We start from the raw sequence: 17,140 nt of genomic DNA, 5'->3' as shown, positions 1-17,140 counted from the left end.
TTCTCGGAACGACCTGCTCATCGCGGACCGAATATGTCCGCAATGGGGCTCATCATTGCTTCATGACTCTCACCATGAAGATCGAACTCATCACCGTCCCTGTCACCGACGTCGACCGCGCCAAGGAGTTCTACACCTCGATCGGGTTCGATGCCGACCACGACGCACGCCCGTGGGAAGGCATTCGGTACGTCCAACTCACCCCTCCGGGGTCGGCGTGCTCCATCGCCATCGGCGAGGGCATCACCGACGCCGAACCCGGTGCCGGCGCAGGCATTCTGATGGTCGTCGACAGTGCCCAGGAGGCTTACGACCACCTCACCGCGGTGGGCCTGACCGTCGAGCAGCCGAAGGACGAGGGCTGGGGAACATTCGTGTACTTCGCGGACCCCGACGGCAACAAGTGGTCGCTGCAGCAGTTGCCGGCCCAGCCCTAGTTCGGAAAGCCCTGGTTCGGTAAGAAAGCCAATCGCGCCAGGATGCCGCGGTGGTCGGAGCCGGGGACGGTCACGGCCTCGACCGAACGAACTCCCATGTCTGCCACCAGAACATGGTCGATGGCAATGACCGGCGGGTGCCAGGTGTGCGCCGGATACGTCCTGAGCATGCCGGCTCCCGTGGCCACCGCGGCGTCGACGAATCGGCCGTCCTGCAGATCGCGGTAGCGCCGGTGGTCCTGCGTTGCATTGAAGTCCCCGGCCACCACGACAGGTCCGTCGTCGGCCGGGATCTTGGCCAACAGCTGCCGAAGCAGCCCGAGCTCACGTACCCATTCGGACGGCTCCCGCGGCCACGGCGGAACAGGATGCACCGCGAACACCAGCGGCCGACCCGGCATCTGCACCCGAGCCGACAGCAGTTCGGTCACGAAGCCGTCGTGCCGCTGCTCGTCGGCGAGAGGAAATCGGCTGTAGATGCCGGTTCCGTTGCCTCCGGGTCCGGCGCTGACGTGGGCGTGCGGTAACAGCTCGGACAGCCTGGGTCGAAGACTCGCATCTGCCTCGGGCGTCAGCTCGACGAGAGTGAGCACATCCGGCCGATGGTGTTCGATGAGCGCGATCAACGCATCCGGATCGGCCTGGCCCAGCCAGATGTTGGCGTGCAACACCGTCAGGTCCGACTCGCTCGGCCTCCGGGCGACGCGGCGGTAGCCGAGCCGGAACTGGGTCGCGACCGCCGCGGCAGAGACCGCCGATCCTGCCGTCAGCCCCCACCCACCGAAGGCCACACCAGCCAACACAGTTCCGGGGACGGCCGCGAGCATGAGGACATGTGCCAAAGCCGCAGCGACCGCCATCGGCTGCGCACGTCCGTCGACCAGGTGCGCGACGACCCCGATAACCGCCACGACGAGCAGTAATACAGCCACCGATGCCGACACCATGAGCGGAGTGTGGCAGGCAAACCTGAGGCCGAGCTGGGAGCCGTCCCGAAATACGACCGGACCGTTGGCTTTCTTGTCGCAAACACGACAGAATCGGGAGCGCTGTCCGCTAGGTGTCCGAGAGGGAAGTACTGCCGTGAATAGAAGGCAACTGTTGCGGTTGGCCGCTGCCGGAATGCTCGGTGCCGCTGCAGCCCCGGTCCTGAGTTCGACCGGACTGGCCGGATCCCCCGTCGCCGGCGCTCTGCCGATCGGAGCAGACCGCATCCGGTCGCTGGTACCCGAACTCTTCGCCGACCCTCCCCGGCCACCGGACCACTCGCCCGTCATCGTCATCGGTTCCGGCTTCGGAGCGAGCGCCGCCGCCCTACGCATGGCCCAGGCCGGCACCGCGGTGACCGTCCTCGAGCGCGGACTGCGCTGGCCGCGCGACCCCTGGCGCGAAATCTTCACGGCGGACATGACGGCCGACGGCCGCGGACTGTGGCAGCAGAACTCGTTCACCAACATCACCGGTCTCCCCGTCGGACCGGTCGACCTCTTCGGCGGCGTCCTCGACACCACCCGCTACGAGAACCTCTCGGTCTGGCGCGGCGCAGCCGTCGGCGGCGGCTCCGTGGTGTACACCGGCGTCACCATCGCACCGAACAAGAAATTCTTCGACCTCTCGTTCGGCGGACGCCTGAACTACGACGAGATGGCAGCCACCTGGTATCCCAAGGCCCTTTCCATGCTCCGGCCGTCGGCGATGCCCGAGGACGTCTACAACAGCCCCAACTTCGCTCACTCACGAACCTGGGACGATCACGCCCGCCGTGCAGGCTTCCGCCCCGAAGCAGTCGACGGCAACTGGAACTGGAACGTCGTGCGCGACGAGATCGCCGGCCGCTCCCGGCCGTCCGCGACCGTCGGGGAAAGCACTTTCGGTAACTCCAACGGTGCCAAGCACGACCTGACCCAGAACTACATCCCCCAAGCCGAAGCCACCGGTAACGCGACGGTGTGCCACAGCCACCGCGTCGCAGCGATCGGCAGCGAATCCGGCGGCCGCTACCGCGTCGACATCGAACGCCTCGACCCGTTCGGCAACATCGTCGAGACCCGGACACTCACGTGCGACACCCTCGTCCTCGGGGCCGGATCCATCGGTACCACCGAACTGTTGATGCGCGCACGCACCACCGGCGCATTGTCGAACCTCAACGAATTCGTCGGCACCGGCTGGGGCACCAACGGCGACGCCTCGATGACGAGGTCCCTCGGACCGATGTCTGCCGGCCCTCAGGCTGCGCCCTGCGCATCCCGCATCGTCGACGACTCCGGACTGCCCCTGACCGTCGAGAACTGGTACACCCCAGGCGTTCCCTTGAACATGGGCTTCCTCGGCTCACTCGGTATGACCATCGACCCGTTGCGCGGAAACTTCGGATTCGATTCCGCCGCAAACAGATTGACCCTCAACTGGCCCAAGGGTGGCAGCCGCGACACCGTCGAAGCCCTACGCGCCGTGCAGAATCGAATGGCGCAGGCCGGCGGCACCATCGTCGCCGCCGAACCGTTCACCCGCGATGTCGACGACACCTTCACTGCCCACCCCCTCGGCGGCGCAGTACTCGGCGACGCCACCGACGATTACGGTCGAGTCAAGGGCCACCCCGGGCTCTACGTCGTCGACGGTGCCCTGATCCCGGGCAGCACCGGTGCCGCCAACCCGTCACTGACCATCACCGCACTCGCCGAACGCAACGTCGCACAGATCATCGCCGACGGGCGCTGAGCCGTCTTTCCAGAGGTTTACCCATGTACCATCCCGCCACCCGACTCGCCGAAAACCACGATCTGACAACAGCGGCCGACACACTGCGCGACGCATTTGCCGACTACCCATGGACGCGATGGGTGATCCCGGCCGAGGACTACCTGGCCACGCTGCAGGAACTCCAGCAGCTGTACCTACAACATGCGCATCGACACGGAATCGTATTGCTCACCGCCGACTACGCCGGGGTCGCGGCTCTACTGCCCGCAGATGCCCCTCCGCCCGGTGACGAATCCATCGCGCGGATCATCGAGCTACACGGAGATCGGATCGACCGACTGTCCTCCAGCGACGCAGCACCGGGGTCATGGAAACTGGAAACGCTCGGCGTGCAACCGCATCGGCAAGGGCACGGGATCGGCGGACTACTGCTCGAGAAGGCCGTCGAGGAAGCACAGCAACGTGGTGCCTCCGGGTTGGCCTTGGACACATCGGATCTGCGCAACGTGCGCCTGTACGAGCGGGCCGGGTTCCGTGTTTCGAGCCACGCCACACCGAGTGAGGGGCCCGAGGTGTGGTCCATGATCCGAACATTCGGCACGGGATGAGCCTGCGGCACCAGGCGCTACCCCAGCTGAATCTCCGGCCGCCCCTCGGGAACGATGACCGTCATGGCCGTGCGAACCGGCTTACCCGGCGTCGACACGGCATCGAGAACCCTTACCTCCGAACGCCATTCGGTGGGTGTCAGGGTGCTGCGCAGGTAGCCCCGACGGGCATTTCCGTACTTGACGTGGGGTGAACCGTCGGCGATCGCAGCACCGGTCTTGTCGATGTCGGCACCGTCCTTGCCCGACGCGATGGACGTGGTGGCGATCTCGACTCCCTGTAACGGCGAGACCTGATCCTGGTAGTCGCGTCGCAACTCCGAGACAATCGTCCGGTGGATGTCGCCGACGATCGACGCCACGTTCTTCGTGCCACGATCCCTGGCTCCGTCGAGAATTCGATGCCGGGACGCTTCATAGCCGCTCCACGGATCCATGCCGACCTTGCGGTCGTTGCCCTGCCCCTGCGCGAGATCGGACATGACGGTCTGATGCGCCAGGAAGTTCCACCTCGACGGCGACGCGAATCCGTCGAGGATCCATTGTTCCTGTGCCGCACCGGTGATGGTGCGCGCCGGATCCGCCGTCTCGGCGTCCTGCGCGTGCTCACCGTCTCCATGAGCCTGATCGCTGCGATACTGCCGGGTGTCGAGCACCGAGAAGTCCACCAGATCACCGAACGAGAACCGGCGATAGACCTTCATGTCCGGGCCGACGGGCCGCAGGTTCGCGCGCACCGGAGTATTCTCCCACCACGCCTTGAACGCATCGGCCCTGCGTAGCAGGAACTCTCGTGGATCGTCGTTCTGGCTTGGGTCGTTCCGCGGGCTCCACTCCTGGGCGTCCTGGCTGATCTGCGAGGCCCAGTTGTTGTCCACCTCGTGGTCGTCGAACGTCGAGACGAACGGTGCCGACGCATGTGCCGCCGCCAGATTCTCGTCTGCCTTGTACAGGGCGTACCTATCGCGATAATCGGCCAGCACCATGGTTTCTCGGGCCGCCGACTCGGTGCGCGGCTCGCCCGCCCGCGCACCCTCGTTCTTGATCGCGTACTCGTAGATGTAGTCGCCCAGAAAGAACACCACATCGAGATTCGAGGCCGCCAGGTCCTGGTACGCGCCGAAGAACCCGTCCTCCCACTTCTGACACGAAGCCCACGCGAAATCGAGCGTGCTCAGCGGCTGCCCAAGTGCGGGTGCAGTTTTGGTGCGACCGACGGGACTCGCATGTGGGCCGACCAGGAAACGGTAGAAATATTCGCGCGCCGGCTCGAGCCCGCGCACATCGACGTGAACGGACCAACCGTCGAATTCGGTTGCCAGCTCGATACCCTGCGCTGCGATACGACCGAACTTTTCATCGGCAGCGATCTGCCACTGGACCGGCACCACGCCGGGCGTCATGCCGCCCAGCGGGGCGAACGGATCGGTGGCGAGTCTGGTCCACAGCACCACCGAATCGGGCAACGGATCGCCGGAAGCAACACCGAGACGGAAGGGATAGTCAGGGGTGATCACGGACTGCGCACCTGCAGTCGCGGATGTCCCCGCAAGCTCGGGCGTGAAGGCCAGCGCCCCCACCAACGCACTCCACGTCAGAAACTGTCGACGTGTGGGTCCGGCCCGCAGAGAAATGTCGCGACCGATCCTGACGTCGTTACCTCGGTTCACCATTGCCCGAGACTCTCGTGCCCGGGCAAACTACATCCGTCATCGATTCGACGCAGAAATGAACACGGTAGATCCATTCGATTCAGGACCGTAACCGTCCGCGATCTCGGGAATCGTCAGGGCATGACGAACATCGACCGCACAGGATCCCAGATCGACCACCTCAATATCGGCGTCGCCGATCTCGCCGCCAGTGCCGAGTTCTACGGTGCCGCTCTGGCACCGCTCGGCATCACCGAGATCATGCGCGTGCCGCACACACCCGAAGCGAACCAGCTCGCCATGGTCGCATTCGGCTGGGCGCAGGTGAAGCCCTTCTTCTGGATCGTCGACGCGCCGGGGTCGGCGATCGGCCCCCACACCCATCTCGCGTTCAGCGCACCGGACCGCACCACAGTCGACGCATTCCACGCGGCAGCACTGTCGGCGGGCGCGACCGAACTCCGGCCTCCAGGACTACAGCCGGAATACCACGCGACCTACTACGGATCCTTCGTGCGGGACCTCAACGGCATCGACCTCGAGGCCGTGTGTCACCACGGATGAACGCCCGGTCGTCATCCGAGGTGGAGGTGTCTCACTGCGGCCGCGGCAGTGTCCCGTTGGCTCGCACGTGGTCTCGCAGACGAGTGAGAAGCGGTTCGAGGGTGGCGACGTCCTCGGGTGCGAGTGCGTCGAAGAACAGGCGACGCACGACGTCGACGTGCCCCGCCGCCGATGCGTTCAGAGCAGCCCTCCCTGCACCGGTGAGCACTGCATCCGTGGCCCGTCCGTCGGTAGTCGAGACAGCGCGATCGGTGAGCCCTCGCGCGGACATCCGCGCGAGGTGATGGGAGGCCCTGCTGCGCTCCCAGCCGATTTCGGCGGCCAGTTCGGTCACCCGGCGACGACCGTCGGGACTGTCCGCCAGTGCGACCAGCACCGAATAGTCGGCGAGGGAAAGACCGTGCTCCTCGGTCAGCTGCCGGTTCATCTCGAACGTCATCTGCAGCGACAAACCCATGTAGGCGCGCCACGCCGATTCCTCGGTGGGCGTCAACCACGGAGTGCTTTCGGGGTTACTGGGTGACATGTCACGTACTTTCTGCGATGCTGGGTCCGGGGGCACCGGCGCACCGAACCCCGACCACCAACCCTAGGGGCACACCATGGATCGCAGCACTCCCGCAGAGCTGGCACGCCGCAACGTCGTCGAAGTATTCAACACGAACGACGACGCGAAACGACGCGAACTCATCGAGTCCATGTATCACCCGGACGCGGTGTTCTACGACGCCGAGAACACCGCCACCGGGAGAGAGCCGGTCATCGAGGCTGTTCGAGCGCTGGTCGGGCCCTCCGAGGGTCTGACATTCGCCGTCACTGCCGAGCCCACCGCCCTGGGCAACGTCGCCCGAATTTCCTGGGTACTGTCGCCGCCCGACGCCCCTGCCGTAGTCTCGGGCCAGGACTTCGTCGTCGTGAAAGACGACCTGATCACCGAGCTGTACACGTTCATCGACCAGCCATAGCCGGCCACCCACAAGACCCGACACCGCCGACGCACGCGTCAGATGAGCCGCGCCCCGGGGCCCGCCTTGCCCAGCTCGTCGCCTGGATTGAGCAGACTGCATTTGTTGAGGGAGAGACATCCGCAGCCGATGCAGCCGGTGAGTTGCTCCTGCATCCGCGCAATCGACTGCTTCCGATCCTCCAACCGCTGGTTTCATGCAACCGAAATCTTGGCCCAGTCGCGCTTGTTCGGGGTGCGCCCCGACGGTAGGGACGCAAAGACCTCTGCCACCTCGGCAAGCGGTATTCCGAACCGCACCGCCACCTGAATCAGCGAGATCCGCCGAATCGCGTGACGGGGAAACTTTCGGACGTTGCCCGCCGTCCGCTCGGCGGGAACGAGCCCGAGAGTCTCGTAATACCGGACCGCGGACACTGCGGCACCGGTTCTGGCCGCGACCTCCCCGATGGACAACAGTTCGTCACTGATACGGATCATGCTGCCTCCCATCCGACACGACGAGTTGATCTCAAGTGCACTCGAGATCCTAGCCTTACACACCATGCACTCCCCCACCCAATCCACGACCGGAACCTGGCGACAGCTGCTCGGCGCTCGCTACCTCGGCACCGCTACCGTTCTCGCCGGCGGCGTCGCGCTGTACGCCACGAACGTCTACCTGACGACCAGCCTGCTACCCACGGCCATCGACGAGGTCGGCGGCGAGCGCTACTACGCCTGGACTGCAACGGTTTTCCTCGTTGCGTCCGTCATCTCCTCGATGCTGGTCAGCAAAGTTCTGGCCGCCCGCGGACCTCGCGGTGCCTACCTGATCGGCCTGACGGTCTTCGCTCTCGGCACCGTCGTGTGTGCCGTCAGCCCCACGATGGAACTCTTACTGGTGGGCCGCACAATTCAGGGCGCAGGAGGTGGCCTACTGGCCGGACTCGGCTACGCCGTCATCAATGCCGCACTACCGCAACATCTCTGGACGCGAGGTGCGGCTCTGGTCTCGGCCATGTGGGGTGTGGGAACGTTCGCCGGACCGGCCGTCGGCGGCATCTTCGCGCAATTCGGAGCCTGGCGAATGGCCTTCGGTGTGCTCGTTCTCGCAGCTCTGGCCATGGCAGCCCTCGTCCCGCGAGCACTGCCCGCCCACACCGCTGAAGCCACCGAACCCAGCCCGGTACCGACACTGTCGCTGACCCTGCTCACCACGGCTGCCCTGCTGGTGAGCTTCGCCGGAGTGGTCTCCAACCTCGCGATCACCGCGGCCATGGTCCTGGGAGGAGTACTCCTGCTGATCGCCTTCGTGGCCGCCGACCGTCGCGCAGCGCACGGCGTACTCCCCCCGTCGACCTTCGGCGCGTCAGCGCTGAAATGGATATACCTGACCATCGTCGTCCTCGCCGTCGCGTCCACGGTGGAGACCTTCATCCCACTGTTCGGCCAACGTCTCGCCGGATTGGCACCGCTGGCCGCCGGATTCCTCGGAGCCGCACTGGCGCTCGGGTGGACACTCGGCGAGATACCGAGCGCGTCGGCCACCGCTCCACGGGTCGTGCGACGCATCGTCATCGCCGGCCCGATCCTCGTCGCCGCCGGATTGTGCATCGTGGCAGCGTTTCTCACCGACCAGGCAGGTGCCGGTTCGATCGCCACGTGGGTAGTGGGTCTGCTCGTCGCGGGCGTCGGAATCGGAATCGCGTGGCCACACTTGGCCGTCGGTGCCATGACATCGGTCGCCGAACCGGGCGAAGGCGCACGAGCCTCGGCCGCGATCAACACTGTTCAGCTGATCGCCAACGCCTTCGGAGCAGCTCTGGCGGGTGTCCTGGTGAACCTCGGAGAACCGTCGACGCTGCGATCGGCGCAGTTGCTGCTGTTCACCTCAGAAATCGAGGGCTGCGTCCTGATCGGCGACGGTGAACATGGCCACGCCGATGTTCACGATTGTGCTGGGTGTTTGCTCGGTCATACCGGTACCGACTCGAGTGCCGCGGGAAACTCACCGCGCCCCCCTCCACATAGAACAAAGCCCCGCACCGACCGAAGTCGATGCGGGGCTTTGCTGGTCACGCCCTGTCGTCGTGAGTGGAAACTCGTAGTGGGCTACGAAGTTCCAGTCACATGCGACGGAGTCGCTCTAGCGGTATTCGTTGGAGAAACCGTAGTCGTCGAGCGGCACTGCAGCACCGGTTCCCTGGCCGAAGCCGTCCGGGCTGTAGTACTGATCGTCGTACGACGGCACCGCGTATGCCGCGGCACGTGCCTCCTCGGTCGGCTGCACCGTGATGTTCCGGTACCGGTTGATGCCGGTACCAGCCGGGATGAGCTTACCGATGATGACGTTCTCCTTGAGACCTATGAGCTTGTCGCTACGGCAGTTGATCGCCGCATCGGTGAGCACACGAGTGGTCTCCTGGAAGGACGCGGCCGAGAGCCACGAGTCGGTGGCCAGCGACGCCTTGGTGATACCCATCAGGACCGGACGTCCGGCTGCGGGCTCGCCACCCTCGGAGACGACGCGACGGTTGCTCGACTCGAATTCGCTGCGCTCGGTGAGTGAACCGGGCAGGAATTCGGTGGAGCCGCTGTCGATGATCGTCACGCGACGGAGCATCTGGCGCACGATGGTCTCGATGTGCTTGTCGTGAATCGACACACCCTGCGACCGGTACACCTCCTGGACCTCGTTGACGAGGTGGATCTGCACCTGGCGAGGACCCATCACGCGCAGCACCTCGTGCGGATCGGCAGCACCTTCCATGAGCTGCTGGCCGACCTCGACGTGGTCACCGTCCGCCAACAGGCGCTCGGTGCCGTCGTCGTGCTTGAAGACGCGCAGACGCTGACGCTTGGAGAGCTTGTCGTAGACAACCTCTTCGCCGCCGTCGTCCGGGACGATGGTGATCTTGTAGAAACGATCGCCGTCCTCGAGCTGGATGCGTCCCGACACGTCCGCGATCGGAGCCTTGCCCTTCGGCACACGTGCCTCGAACAGCTCCTGCACGCGAGGCAGACCACCGGTGATGTCATCTCCGGCGACACCACCCTGGTGGAAGGTACGCATGGTCAGCTGGGTTCCGGGCTCACCGATGGACTGTGCGGCAACGATACCGACGGCCTCACCGATGTCGACCAGCTTGCCGGTGGCCATCGAACGGCCGTAGCAGGTGGCGCAGACGCCGGTACCCGTGGTGCAGGTGAGCACCGAGCGAACCTTGACCGACGTGATGCCCGCAGCGAGCAGCGCGTCGATGGCCGGGTCACCGAGATCGTGTCCGCGAGCGACGATGACCGTGCCGTTCTCGTCGACAGCGTCGTTCGCCAAGGTGCGGGCGTACGTGCTGGTCTCGACGTGAGCGTCGCGGATCATCTTGCCGTCGGCGGTCTTCTCCGCGATCGTCGTGACGATGCCACGCTCGGTGCCACAGTCGGTTTCCCGAACGATGACATCCTGCGAGACGTCGACCAGACGACGCGTCAGGTAGCCCGAGTCGGCGGTACGAAGCGCCGTATCGGCCAGACCCTTACGAGCACCGTGCGTGTTGATGAAGTACTCGAGGACCGTCAGGCCTTCCTTGAAGGAAGACTTGATCGGACGCGGGATGAACTCACCCTTCGGGTTCGTCACCAAGCCCTTCATGCCGGCGAGCGAGCGAACCTGAGTCATGTTTCCGGCTGCGCCGGACTTCACGATCATCGGGATCGGGTTGTCGTCGGGGAAGTGGGCCTCCATGGCCTTACCGACCTGCTCGGTCGCGTCCTGCCAGATCTTGACCAGTGCGGAGTTGCGCTCGACCTTGTCGAGTGCGCCACGCTGGTACTTCTTCTCGATCTGATCGGCCTGAGCCTCGAAGGTCTCCATGATCTGCGGCTTCTCCGGCGGCACGAGGACGTCGGAGATCGAGATCGTGACACCCGAACGCGTGGCCCAGTAGAAGCCTGCGTCCTTGAGCTTGTCGACGGTCTGTGCGACGACGATCATCGGGTAACGCTCGGCGAGATCGTTGATGATGGTCGACTGACGCTTCTTCGGCATCTGCTCGTTGACGAACGGGTAGTCCGCCGGAAGCAGCTCGTTGAAGAGCACGCGTCCCAGAGTGGTCTCCGCGGTCCATGCGTCACCGCGGTTCCAGCCCTCGGGGAACAGCTCGTTCTCGATGTCACGCGGCGGGCGCTGCATGGTGAGACGAACCCGAATCTGCGACTGCACGGTCAGCGATCCACGATCGACGGCCATCTGAGCCTCGGCCGGGGAGGAGTACGCCCCGAACTCGGCCTGATCGGTCGATGCGTCGACGCGCTCGCCGACAGCACCGGCATCGAGACGCGTCAGGTGGTACAGACCCGTCACCATGTCCAGACGTGGCATGGCGAGCGGACGGCCCGATGCCGGCGAGAGGATGTTGTTCGACGACAGCATCAGCACGCGGGCCTCGGCCTGAGCCTCGGCGGACAGCGGGAGGTGGACAGCCATCTGGTCACCGTCGAAGTCGGCGTTGAACGCCTCACACACGAGCGGGTGCAGCTGGATGGCCTTGCCCTCGACGAGCTGCGGCTCGAACGCCTGGATGCCCAACCGGTGCAGGGTGGGTGCACGGTTCAGCAGCACGGGGTGCTCGGCGATGACCTCTTCGAGAACGTCCCACACCTGCGGACGCTGACGCTCGACCATGCGCTTGGCCGACTTGATGTTCTGCGCGTGGTTCAGATCCACCAGACGCTTCATCACGAACGGCTTGAACAGCTCGAGTGCCATCAGCTTGGGCAGACCGCACTGGTGCAGCTTGAGCTGCGGGCCGACGACGATGACCGAACGGCCCGAGTAGTCGACGCGCTTGCCGAGGAGGTTCTGACGGAATCGTCCCTGCTTGCCCTTGAGCAAGTCGGAGAGCGACTTCAGCGGGCGGTTACCCGGTCCGGTGACCGGACGTCCACGACGGCCGTTGTCGAACAGGGCGTCGACCGACTCCTGCAGCATCCGCTTCTCGTTGTTGACGATGATCTCGGGAGCACCGAGATCGATCAGACGCTTGAGGCGGTTGTTGCGGTTGATGACGCGGCGGTACAGGTCGTTGAGGTCGGACGTCGCGAAACGGCCACCGTCGAGCTGCACCATCGGACGAAGCTCCGGCGGGATGACCGGGACAGCGTCGAGAACCATGCCCATCGGCGAGTTACGGCCGGCCTGGAACGCAGCGACGACCTTCAGACGCTTGAGCGCGCGCAGCTTCTTCTGACCCTTGCCACTGCGGATGGTCTCGCGAAGAGATTCCGCCTCGGCGTCGATGTCGAAGGTCTGCATGAGCTTCTGGATGGACTCGGCACCCATGGCACCGGTGAAGTACTCGCCGTACCGGTCGATGAGCTCGCGGTAGATGAGTTCGTCGACGATGAGCTGCTTGGGAGCGAGCTTGGTGAACGTGGTCCAGATCTCTTCGAGACGATCGAGCTCACGCTGCGCGCGGTCACGGAGCTGACGCATCTCGCGCTCGCCGCCGTCCTTGACCTTGCGGCGCACGTCGGACTTGGCACCCTCGGCTTCGAGCTCGGCGATATCGGCTTCGAGCTTCTGCGCACGAGCCTCGAGATCGGCGTCGCGCTGATCTGCGACGGCCTTCTTCTCGACCTCCATCTCGGCCTCGAGCGTCGAGAGCTCGTTGTGACGGAGCTCGTCGTCGACCGTGGTGATGACGTAGGCAGCGAAGTAGATGATCTTCTCGAGATCCTTCGGAGCCAGGTCGAGCAGGTAGCCCAGACGCGACGGCACACCCTTGAAGTACCAGATGTGCGTGACCGGAGCGGCCAGTTCGATGTGGCCCATGCGCTCACGACGAACCTTGGCGCGAGTGACCTCGACGCCACAGCGCTCACAGATGATGCCCTTGAAGCGGACGCGCTTGTACTTGCCGCAGTAGCACTCCCAGTCCCGGGTGGGGCCGAAGATCTTCTCGCAGAAGAGGCCGTCCTTCTCGGGCTTGAGCGTGCGGTAGTTGATGGTCTCCGGCTTCTTGACCTCGCCGTAGGACCACTGACGGATGTCGTCCGCAGTGGCAAGGCCAATGCGAAGTTCATCGAAGAAGTTGACGTCGAGCACGTAACTTCCTTTCCCCGTTATGGGTGTTGTGCTGGAAGAGCAAATGAGAGAAACGCCTCCGGGCCTGCAGTGACGCAGGCCCGGAGACCACAGAACTACTGAGCGAGGTCGTCGACCGTGGCAGCTTCGTTGCGGGAGAGGTTGATTCCCAGGTTGGCTGCGGCACGCTCGAGGTCTTCGTCGTCACCGTCGGCCATCGTGATGGCAGCGCCGTCCGAGGACAGCACCTCCACGTTGAGGCACAGCGACTGGAGCTCCTTGAGGAGCACCTTGAAGGACTCGGGGATACCGGGCTCGGGAATGTTCTCGCCCTTGACGATCGCCTCGTACACCTTCACGCGGCCGACAACGTCGTCCGACTTGATGGTGAGAAGCTCCTGCAGCGTGTACGCGGCACCGTAGGCCTGCATGGCCCAGCACTCCATCTCACCGAAGCGCTGTCCACCGAACTGAGCCTTACCACCGAGGGGCTGCTGCGTGATCATCGAGTACGGCCCGGTCGAACGAGCGTGGATCTTGTCGTCGACCAAGTGGTGCAGCTTGATGATGTACATGTAGCCCACCGACACCGGGTACGGGAACGGCTCGCCGGAGCGGCCGTCGAACAACGTGGCCTTTCCGTCGGATCCGACCATCTGCTCGCCGTCGCGGTTGGGGATCGTGCTCTCCAGCAGGCCGGCGAGCTGATTCTCCTTGGCACCGTCGAACACCGGGGTAGCGATGTTGCTGTCGGCCGGAGCCGCCAGCATCTCCTCGGGCAGGCGTTCGGCCCAATCGGGCTTGCTGCCGTCCGCGGCGATCTGCACGTTCCAACCGGTCTTGCCGATCCAACCCAGGTGGGTTTCGAGGACCTGACCGATGTTCATACGACGCGGAACACCGTGGGTGTTGAGGATGATGTCGATCGGGGTGCCGTCGGGCAGGAACGGCATGTCCTCCTGCGGGAGGATCTTGCCGATGACGCCCTTGTTGCCGTGACGGCCGGCGAGCTTGTCGCCGTCCTGGATCTTGCGCTTCTGAGCCACGTAGACGCGGACCAGCTCGTTGACGCCGGGAGGCAGATCGTCGTCGTCGTCGCGCGAGAAGACGCGGATGCCGATGACCTTTCCGTTCTCGCCGTGCGGAACCTTGAGCGAGGTGTCGCGAACTTCGCGAGCCTTCTCACCGAAGATGGCGCGCAGCAGGCGCTCTTCGGGGGTCAGCTCGGTCTCGCCCTTCGGCGTGACCTTTCCGACCAGCACGTCGCCGTCACGAACCTCGGCACCGATACGGATGATGCCGCGCTCGTCGAGGTCTGCGAGGACCTCGTCGGAGACGTTCGGGATGTCGCGAGTGATCTCTTCGGCACCGAGCTTGGTGTCGCGAGCATCGATCTCGTGCTCCTCGATGTGGATCGAGGTGAGAACGTCCTCTTCCACGAGGCGCTGCGACAGGATGATCGCGTCCTCGTAGTTGTGGCCCTCCCACGGCATGATCGCCAGCAGCAGGTTCTTGCCGAGAGCCATCTCACCGTTCTCGGTGCAGGGGCCGTCGGCGAGGACCTGGCCGGACTCGACGCGCTGTCCCTCGTCCACGATCGGACGCTGGTTGGCGCAGGTGCCCTGGTTGGAACGCGCGAACTTGCGCATCCGGTAGGTCTTGCGCGATCCGTCGTCGGCCATGACCGTGACGTAATCGGCGGAGACCTCTTCGACGACACCGGTCTTCTCGGTGATGACGACGTCACCGGCGTCGACGGCGGCACGCAGCTCCATGCCGGTACCGACGATCGGAGCCTCGCTGCGCACCAGCGGGACAGCCTGACGCTGCATGTTCGCGCCCATCAGGGCACGGTTGGCATCGTCGTGCTCGAGGAAGGGAATCATCGCGGTCGCGACCGACACCATCTGACGAGGCGAGACGTCCATGTAATCGATGTCGTCGGACGAGACGAACTCGACCTCTCCACCCTTACGACGAACGAGAATCTTGTCCTCGATGAAGTGACCCGAATCGTCGACCGGGGAGTTCGCCTGCGCGAGCGTGTGGCGATCCTCCTCGTCGGCGGTCAGGTAATCGACCTCGTCGGTGACCTTGCCGTCGACGACCTTGCGGTACGGGGTCTCGATGAAGCCGAACGGGTTGACGCGTGCGTACACCGAGAGCGAACCGATCAGGCCGATGTTCGGGCCTTCCGGGGTCTCGATGGGGCACATGCGGCCGTAGTGCGAGGGGTGCACGTCGCGGACCTCGAGGCCGGCGCGCTCACGAGAGAGACCGCCGGGTCCCAGTGCCGACAGGCGACGCTTGTGCGTCAGACCCGACAGCGGGTTGTTCTGGTCCATGAACTGCGAGAGCTGGGAGGTTCCGAAGAACTCCTTGATCGCAGCGACGACGGGACGGATGTTGATCAGGGTCTGCGGCGTGATCGCCTCGACGTCCTGAGTCGTCATACGCTCGCGCACGACGCGCTCCATGCGGGACAGGCCCACGCGGATCTGGTTCTGGATGAGCTCGCCCACGGTGCGCAGACGACGGTTGCCGAAGTGGTCGATGTCGTCGACCTCGACCGGAACCTCGACGCCGTCGGGTGCGGTCATCGAGGTCTCACCTGCGTGCAGACGCACGAGGTACTCGATGGTCGCGACGATGTCTTCCTCGGTGAGGGTCGACGCCACGATGGGCTGACCCGAGTTGAGGCCGAGCTTCTTGTTGATCTTGTAGCGACCCACGCGAGCGAGGTCGTAACGCTTGTCCTTGAAGAACAGGTTCTCCAGCAGGGTCTGCGCCGACTCCTTGGTCGGCGGCTCGCCCGGACGCAGCTTGCGGTAGATGTCGAGGAGAGCCTCGTCGGTACCGGCGGTGTTGTCCTTCTCCAGCGTGGCCATGAGGATCTCGGAGAAGCCGAAGCGCTCCGTGATCTGCTCGGTGGACCAGCCGAGAGCCTTCAGCAGCACCGTGACGGGCTGACGACGCTTGCGGTCGATACGGACACCGACGGTGTCGCGCTTGTCGACGTCGAACTCGAGCCAAGCACCGCGGCCGGGGATGACCTTGACGCTGTGCAGGTCCTTCTCGGTGGTCTTGTCGATCGAGTGATCGAAGTAGACGCCCGGAGAACGCACCAGCTGCGAGACGACGACGCGCTCGGTGCCGTTGATGATGAAGGTGCCCTTGTCGGTCATCATCGGGAAATCACCCATGAAGACCGTCTGGCTCTTGATCTCGCCGGTGTTGTTGTTGATGAACTCGGCGGTGACGAACAGCGGAGCCGCGTACGTCATGTCCTTGTCCTTGCACTCATCGGTCGAGGCCTTGACCTCGTCGAATCGTGGGTCGGAGAAGGAGAGCGACATCGAGCCCGAGAAGTCCTCGATCGGAGAGAGCTCGGTCAGGATGTCCTCGAGTCCGCCGGAGACACCGCTGTCTCCACGGGCGGCGGCACGGTCGCGCCAACTCTGCGCACCTACCAGCCACTCGAACGAGTCCGTCTGTACATCGAGGAGACCGGGTACCTCCAACGGCTCGCGAATGTTCGCGAACGAAACCCTCCTCGGGGCTCCCGGTGTTCCGACAACTGCCTTGGTCTGGCTAGAGACTGCCAAGATGCGTCCTTCCAGCACCTCACGCGGGTCGCGCCGTTCTGTCAACCGAAACGACATGGCGACCGCCGCTGTATCTGTTTGCTATATGTTGGGGCGAATTTCGGCTGGTCGCAACCAGACCGAATCCCCATCACAGCGGCCCGAAAACGTGCTTTCGAGTAACAGCGATCGAGAGGTGGACAGGAGGCAGCCAGCGCAACGTCCAAAGGTACCCCAAATGTGCGCAAGGCGCAACGGGGGCATCAAAAGTAACACCCGAGGTCCGTTCTCGCACCGAGTCGAGGAAAGCGTGTCGCCACGCCGTCTCGAACAGGTGTGCGCCCGATACCGCAAGGGGGTGCTCCTGACGACAAGAGTGAACCTTGCGCCTCCCTTCGTCAAGAGGTCCGCGGGAAACCGGCGCATCGACCCCGCCCGAGGCGACCGATGTGACGACTGGCACAGACGCGATTCTGTCGGTCCTCCCCGACCGACACGGAAGCTGATCACCCCTGCAGTTCACTCGAGCTGTTCGCCTCTGCCGTTCATCCCGCCGATCGC

At 64.6% G+C, this 17,140-nt stretch carries 10 protein-coding genes and 2 pseudogenes; 6 read left to right on the top strand and 6 right to left on the bottom strand.

The features are described 5' to 3' along the window. Positions 1–62: 62 nt before the first annotated feature. Entirely contained in the window at positions 63–437 is a 375-nt protein-coding gene (locus AB0P23_RS15405) for a VOC family protein (RefSeq protein ID WP_032375389.1), read from the top strand. Here the strand turns inward: AB0P23_RS15405 and AB0P23_RS15400 are convergent. Further along, positions 434–1,384: an endonuclease/exonuclease/phosphatase family protein gene (locus tag AB0P23_RS15400; protein ID WP_032375388.1), complete on the bottom strand. Its 951-nt coding sequence runs from the start codon at positions 1,382–1,384 to the stop codon at positions 434–436. The two genes, AB0P23_RS15405 and AB0P23_RS15400, sit on opposite strands and share 4 nt — an antisense overlap. A 175-nt stretch (positions 1,385–1,559) precedes the next feature. Here AB0P23_RS15400 and AB0P23_RS15395 point away from each other — a divergent pair, with 175 nt between their 5' ends. Both AB0P23_RS15395 and AB0P23_RS15390 read left to right on the top strand, forming a co-directional pair. Continuing rightward, a complete protein-coding gene (locus tag AB0P23_RS15395; RefSeq protein WP_230595422.1) occupies positions 1,560–3,161 on the top strand; it encodes a GMC oxidoreductase in 1,602 nt (533 codons plus the stop codon). Positions 3,162–3,184: 23 nt separating this feature from the next. Further along, positions 3,185–3,751 carry a GNAT family N-acetyltransferase gene (locus tag AB0P23_RS15390; RefSeq protein WP_032375386.1) on the top strand — a complete coding sequence of 189 codons (567 nt, stop codon included), beginning with the start codon at positions 3,185–3,187 and terminating at the stop codon, positions 3,749–3,751. A gap of 17 nt (positions 3,752–3,768) precedes the next feature. On the opposite strand, the gene AB0P23_RS15385 is transcribed toward AB0P23_RS15390, so the two are convergent. Next, entirely contained in the window at positions 3,769–5,424 is a 1,656-nt protein-coding gene (locus AB0P23_RS15385) for an alkaline phosphatase D family protein (protein ID WP_032375385.1), read from the bottom strand. A gap of 120 nt (positions 5,425–5,544) precedes the next feature. Here AB0P23_RS15385 and AB0P23_RS15380 point away from each other — a divergent pair, with 120 nt between their 5' ends. Beyond that, a complete protein-coding gene (locus AB0P23_RS15380; protein ID WP_032369714.1) occupies positions 5,545–5,967 on the top strand; it encodes a VOC family protein in 423 nt (140 codons plus the stop codon). 31 nt (positions 5,968–5,998) lie between these two features. On the opposite strand, the gene AB0P23_RS15375 is transcribed toward AB0P23_RS15380, so the two are convergent. Beyond that, the gene (locus AB0P23_RS15375; RefSeq protein WP_288123385.1) at positions 5,999–6,493 is read right to left on the bottom strand and encodes a MarR family winged helix-turn-helix transcriptional regulator; all 495 of its coding nucleotides are present in this window, start codon (positions 6,491–6,493) and stop codon (positions 5,999–6,001) included. Between the two features lie 76 nt (positions 6,494–6,569). Here AB0P23_RS15375 and AB0P23_RS15370 point away from each other — a divergent pair, with 76 nt between their 5' ends. Next, the gene (locus AB0P23_RS15370; RefSeq protein WP_363798082.1) at positions 6,570–6,932 is read left to right on the top strand and encodes a nuclear transport factor 2 family protein; all 363 of its coding nucleotides are present in this window, start codon (positions 6,570–6,572) and stop codon (positions 6,930–6,932) included. A 38-nt stretch (positions 6,933–6,970) separates the two neighbouring features. Here AB0P23_RS15370 and soxR read toward each other — a convergent pair. Next, a pseudogene (gene soxR, locus AB0P23_RS15365) lies at positions 6,971–7,408 on the bottom strand (redox-sensitive transcriptional activator SoxR). 67 nt (positions 7,409–7,475) lie between these two features. Between soxR and AB0P23_RS15360 the strand changes: the two are divergent. Then, positions 7,476–8,804 (top strand): annotated as a pseudogene (locus tag AB0P23_RS15360) (MFS transporter); the annotation flags it as partial. A gap of 255 nt (positions 8,805–9,059) precedes the next feature. Here the strand turns inward: AB0P23_RS15360 and AB0P23_RS15355 are convergent. After that, positions 9,060–13,016: a DNA-directed RNA polymerase subunit beta' gene (locus AB0P23_RS15355; protein ID WP_363798080.1), complete on the bottom strand. Its 3,957-nt coding sequence runs from the start codon at positions 13,014–13,016 to the stop codon at positions 9,060–9,062. Positions 13,017–13,111: 95 nt separating this feature from the next. Next, positions 13,112–16,618, bottom strand: coding sequence for a DNA-directed RNA polymerase subunit beta (gene rpoB / locus AB0P23_RS15350; RefSeq protein ID WP_032365281.1), 3,507 nt, complete (start codon positions 16,616–16,618; stop codon positions 13,112–13,114). Positions 16,619–17,140 lie beyond the last annotated feature (522 nt).

It is taken from the genome of Rhodococcus sp. NPDC077669 (assembly GCF_040686915.1).
Taxonomy (GTDB): Bacteria; Actinomycetota; Actinomycetes; order Mycobacteriales; family Mycobacteriaceae; genus Rhodococcoides; species Rhodococcoides fascians.
Note: the sequence above shows the minus strand (reverse complement) of the source record. Positions and strands in the feature narration are given on the sequence as shown.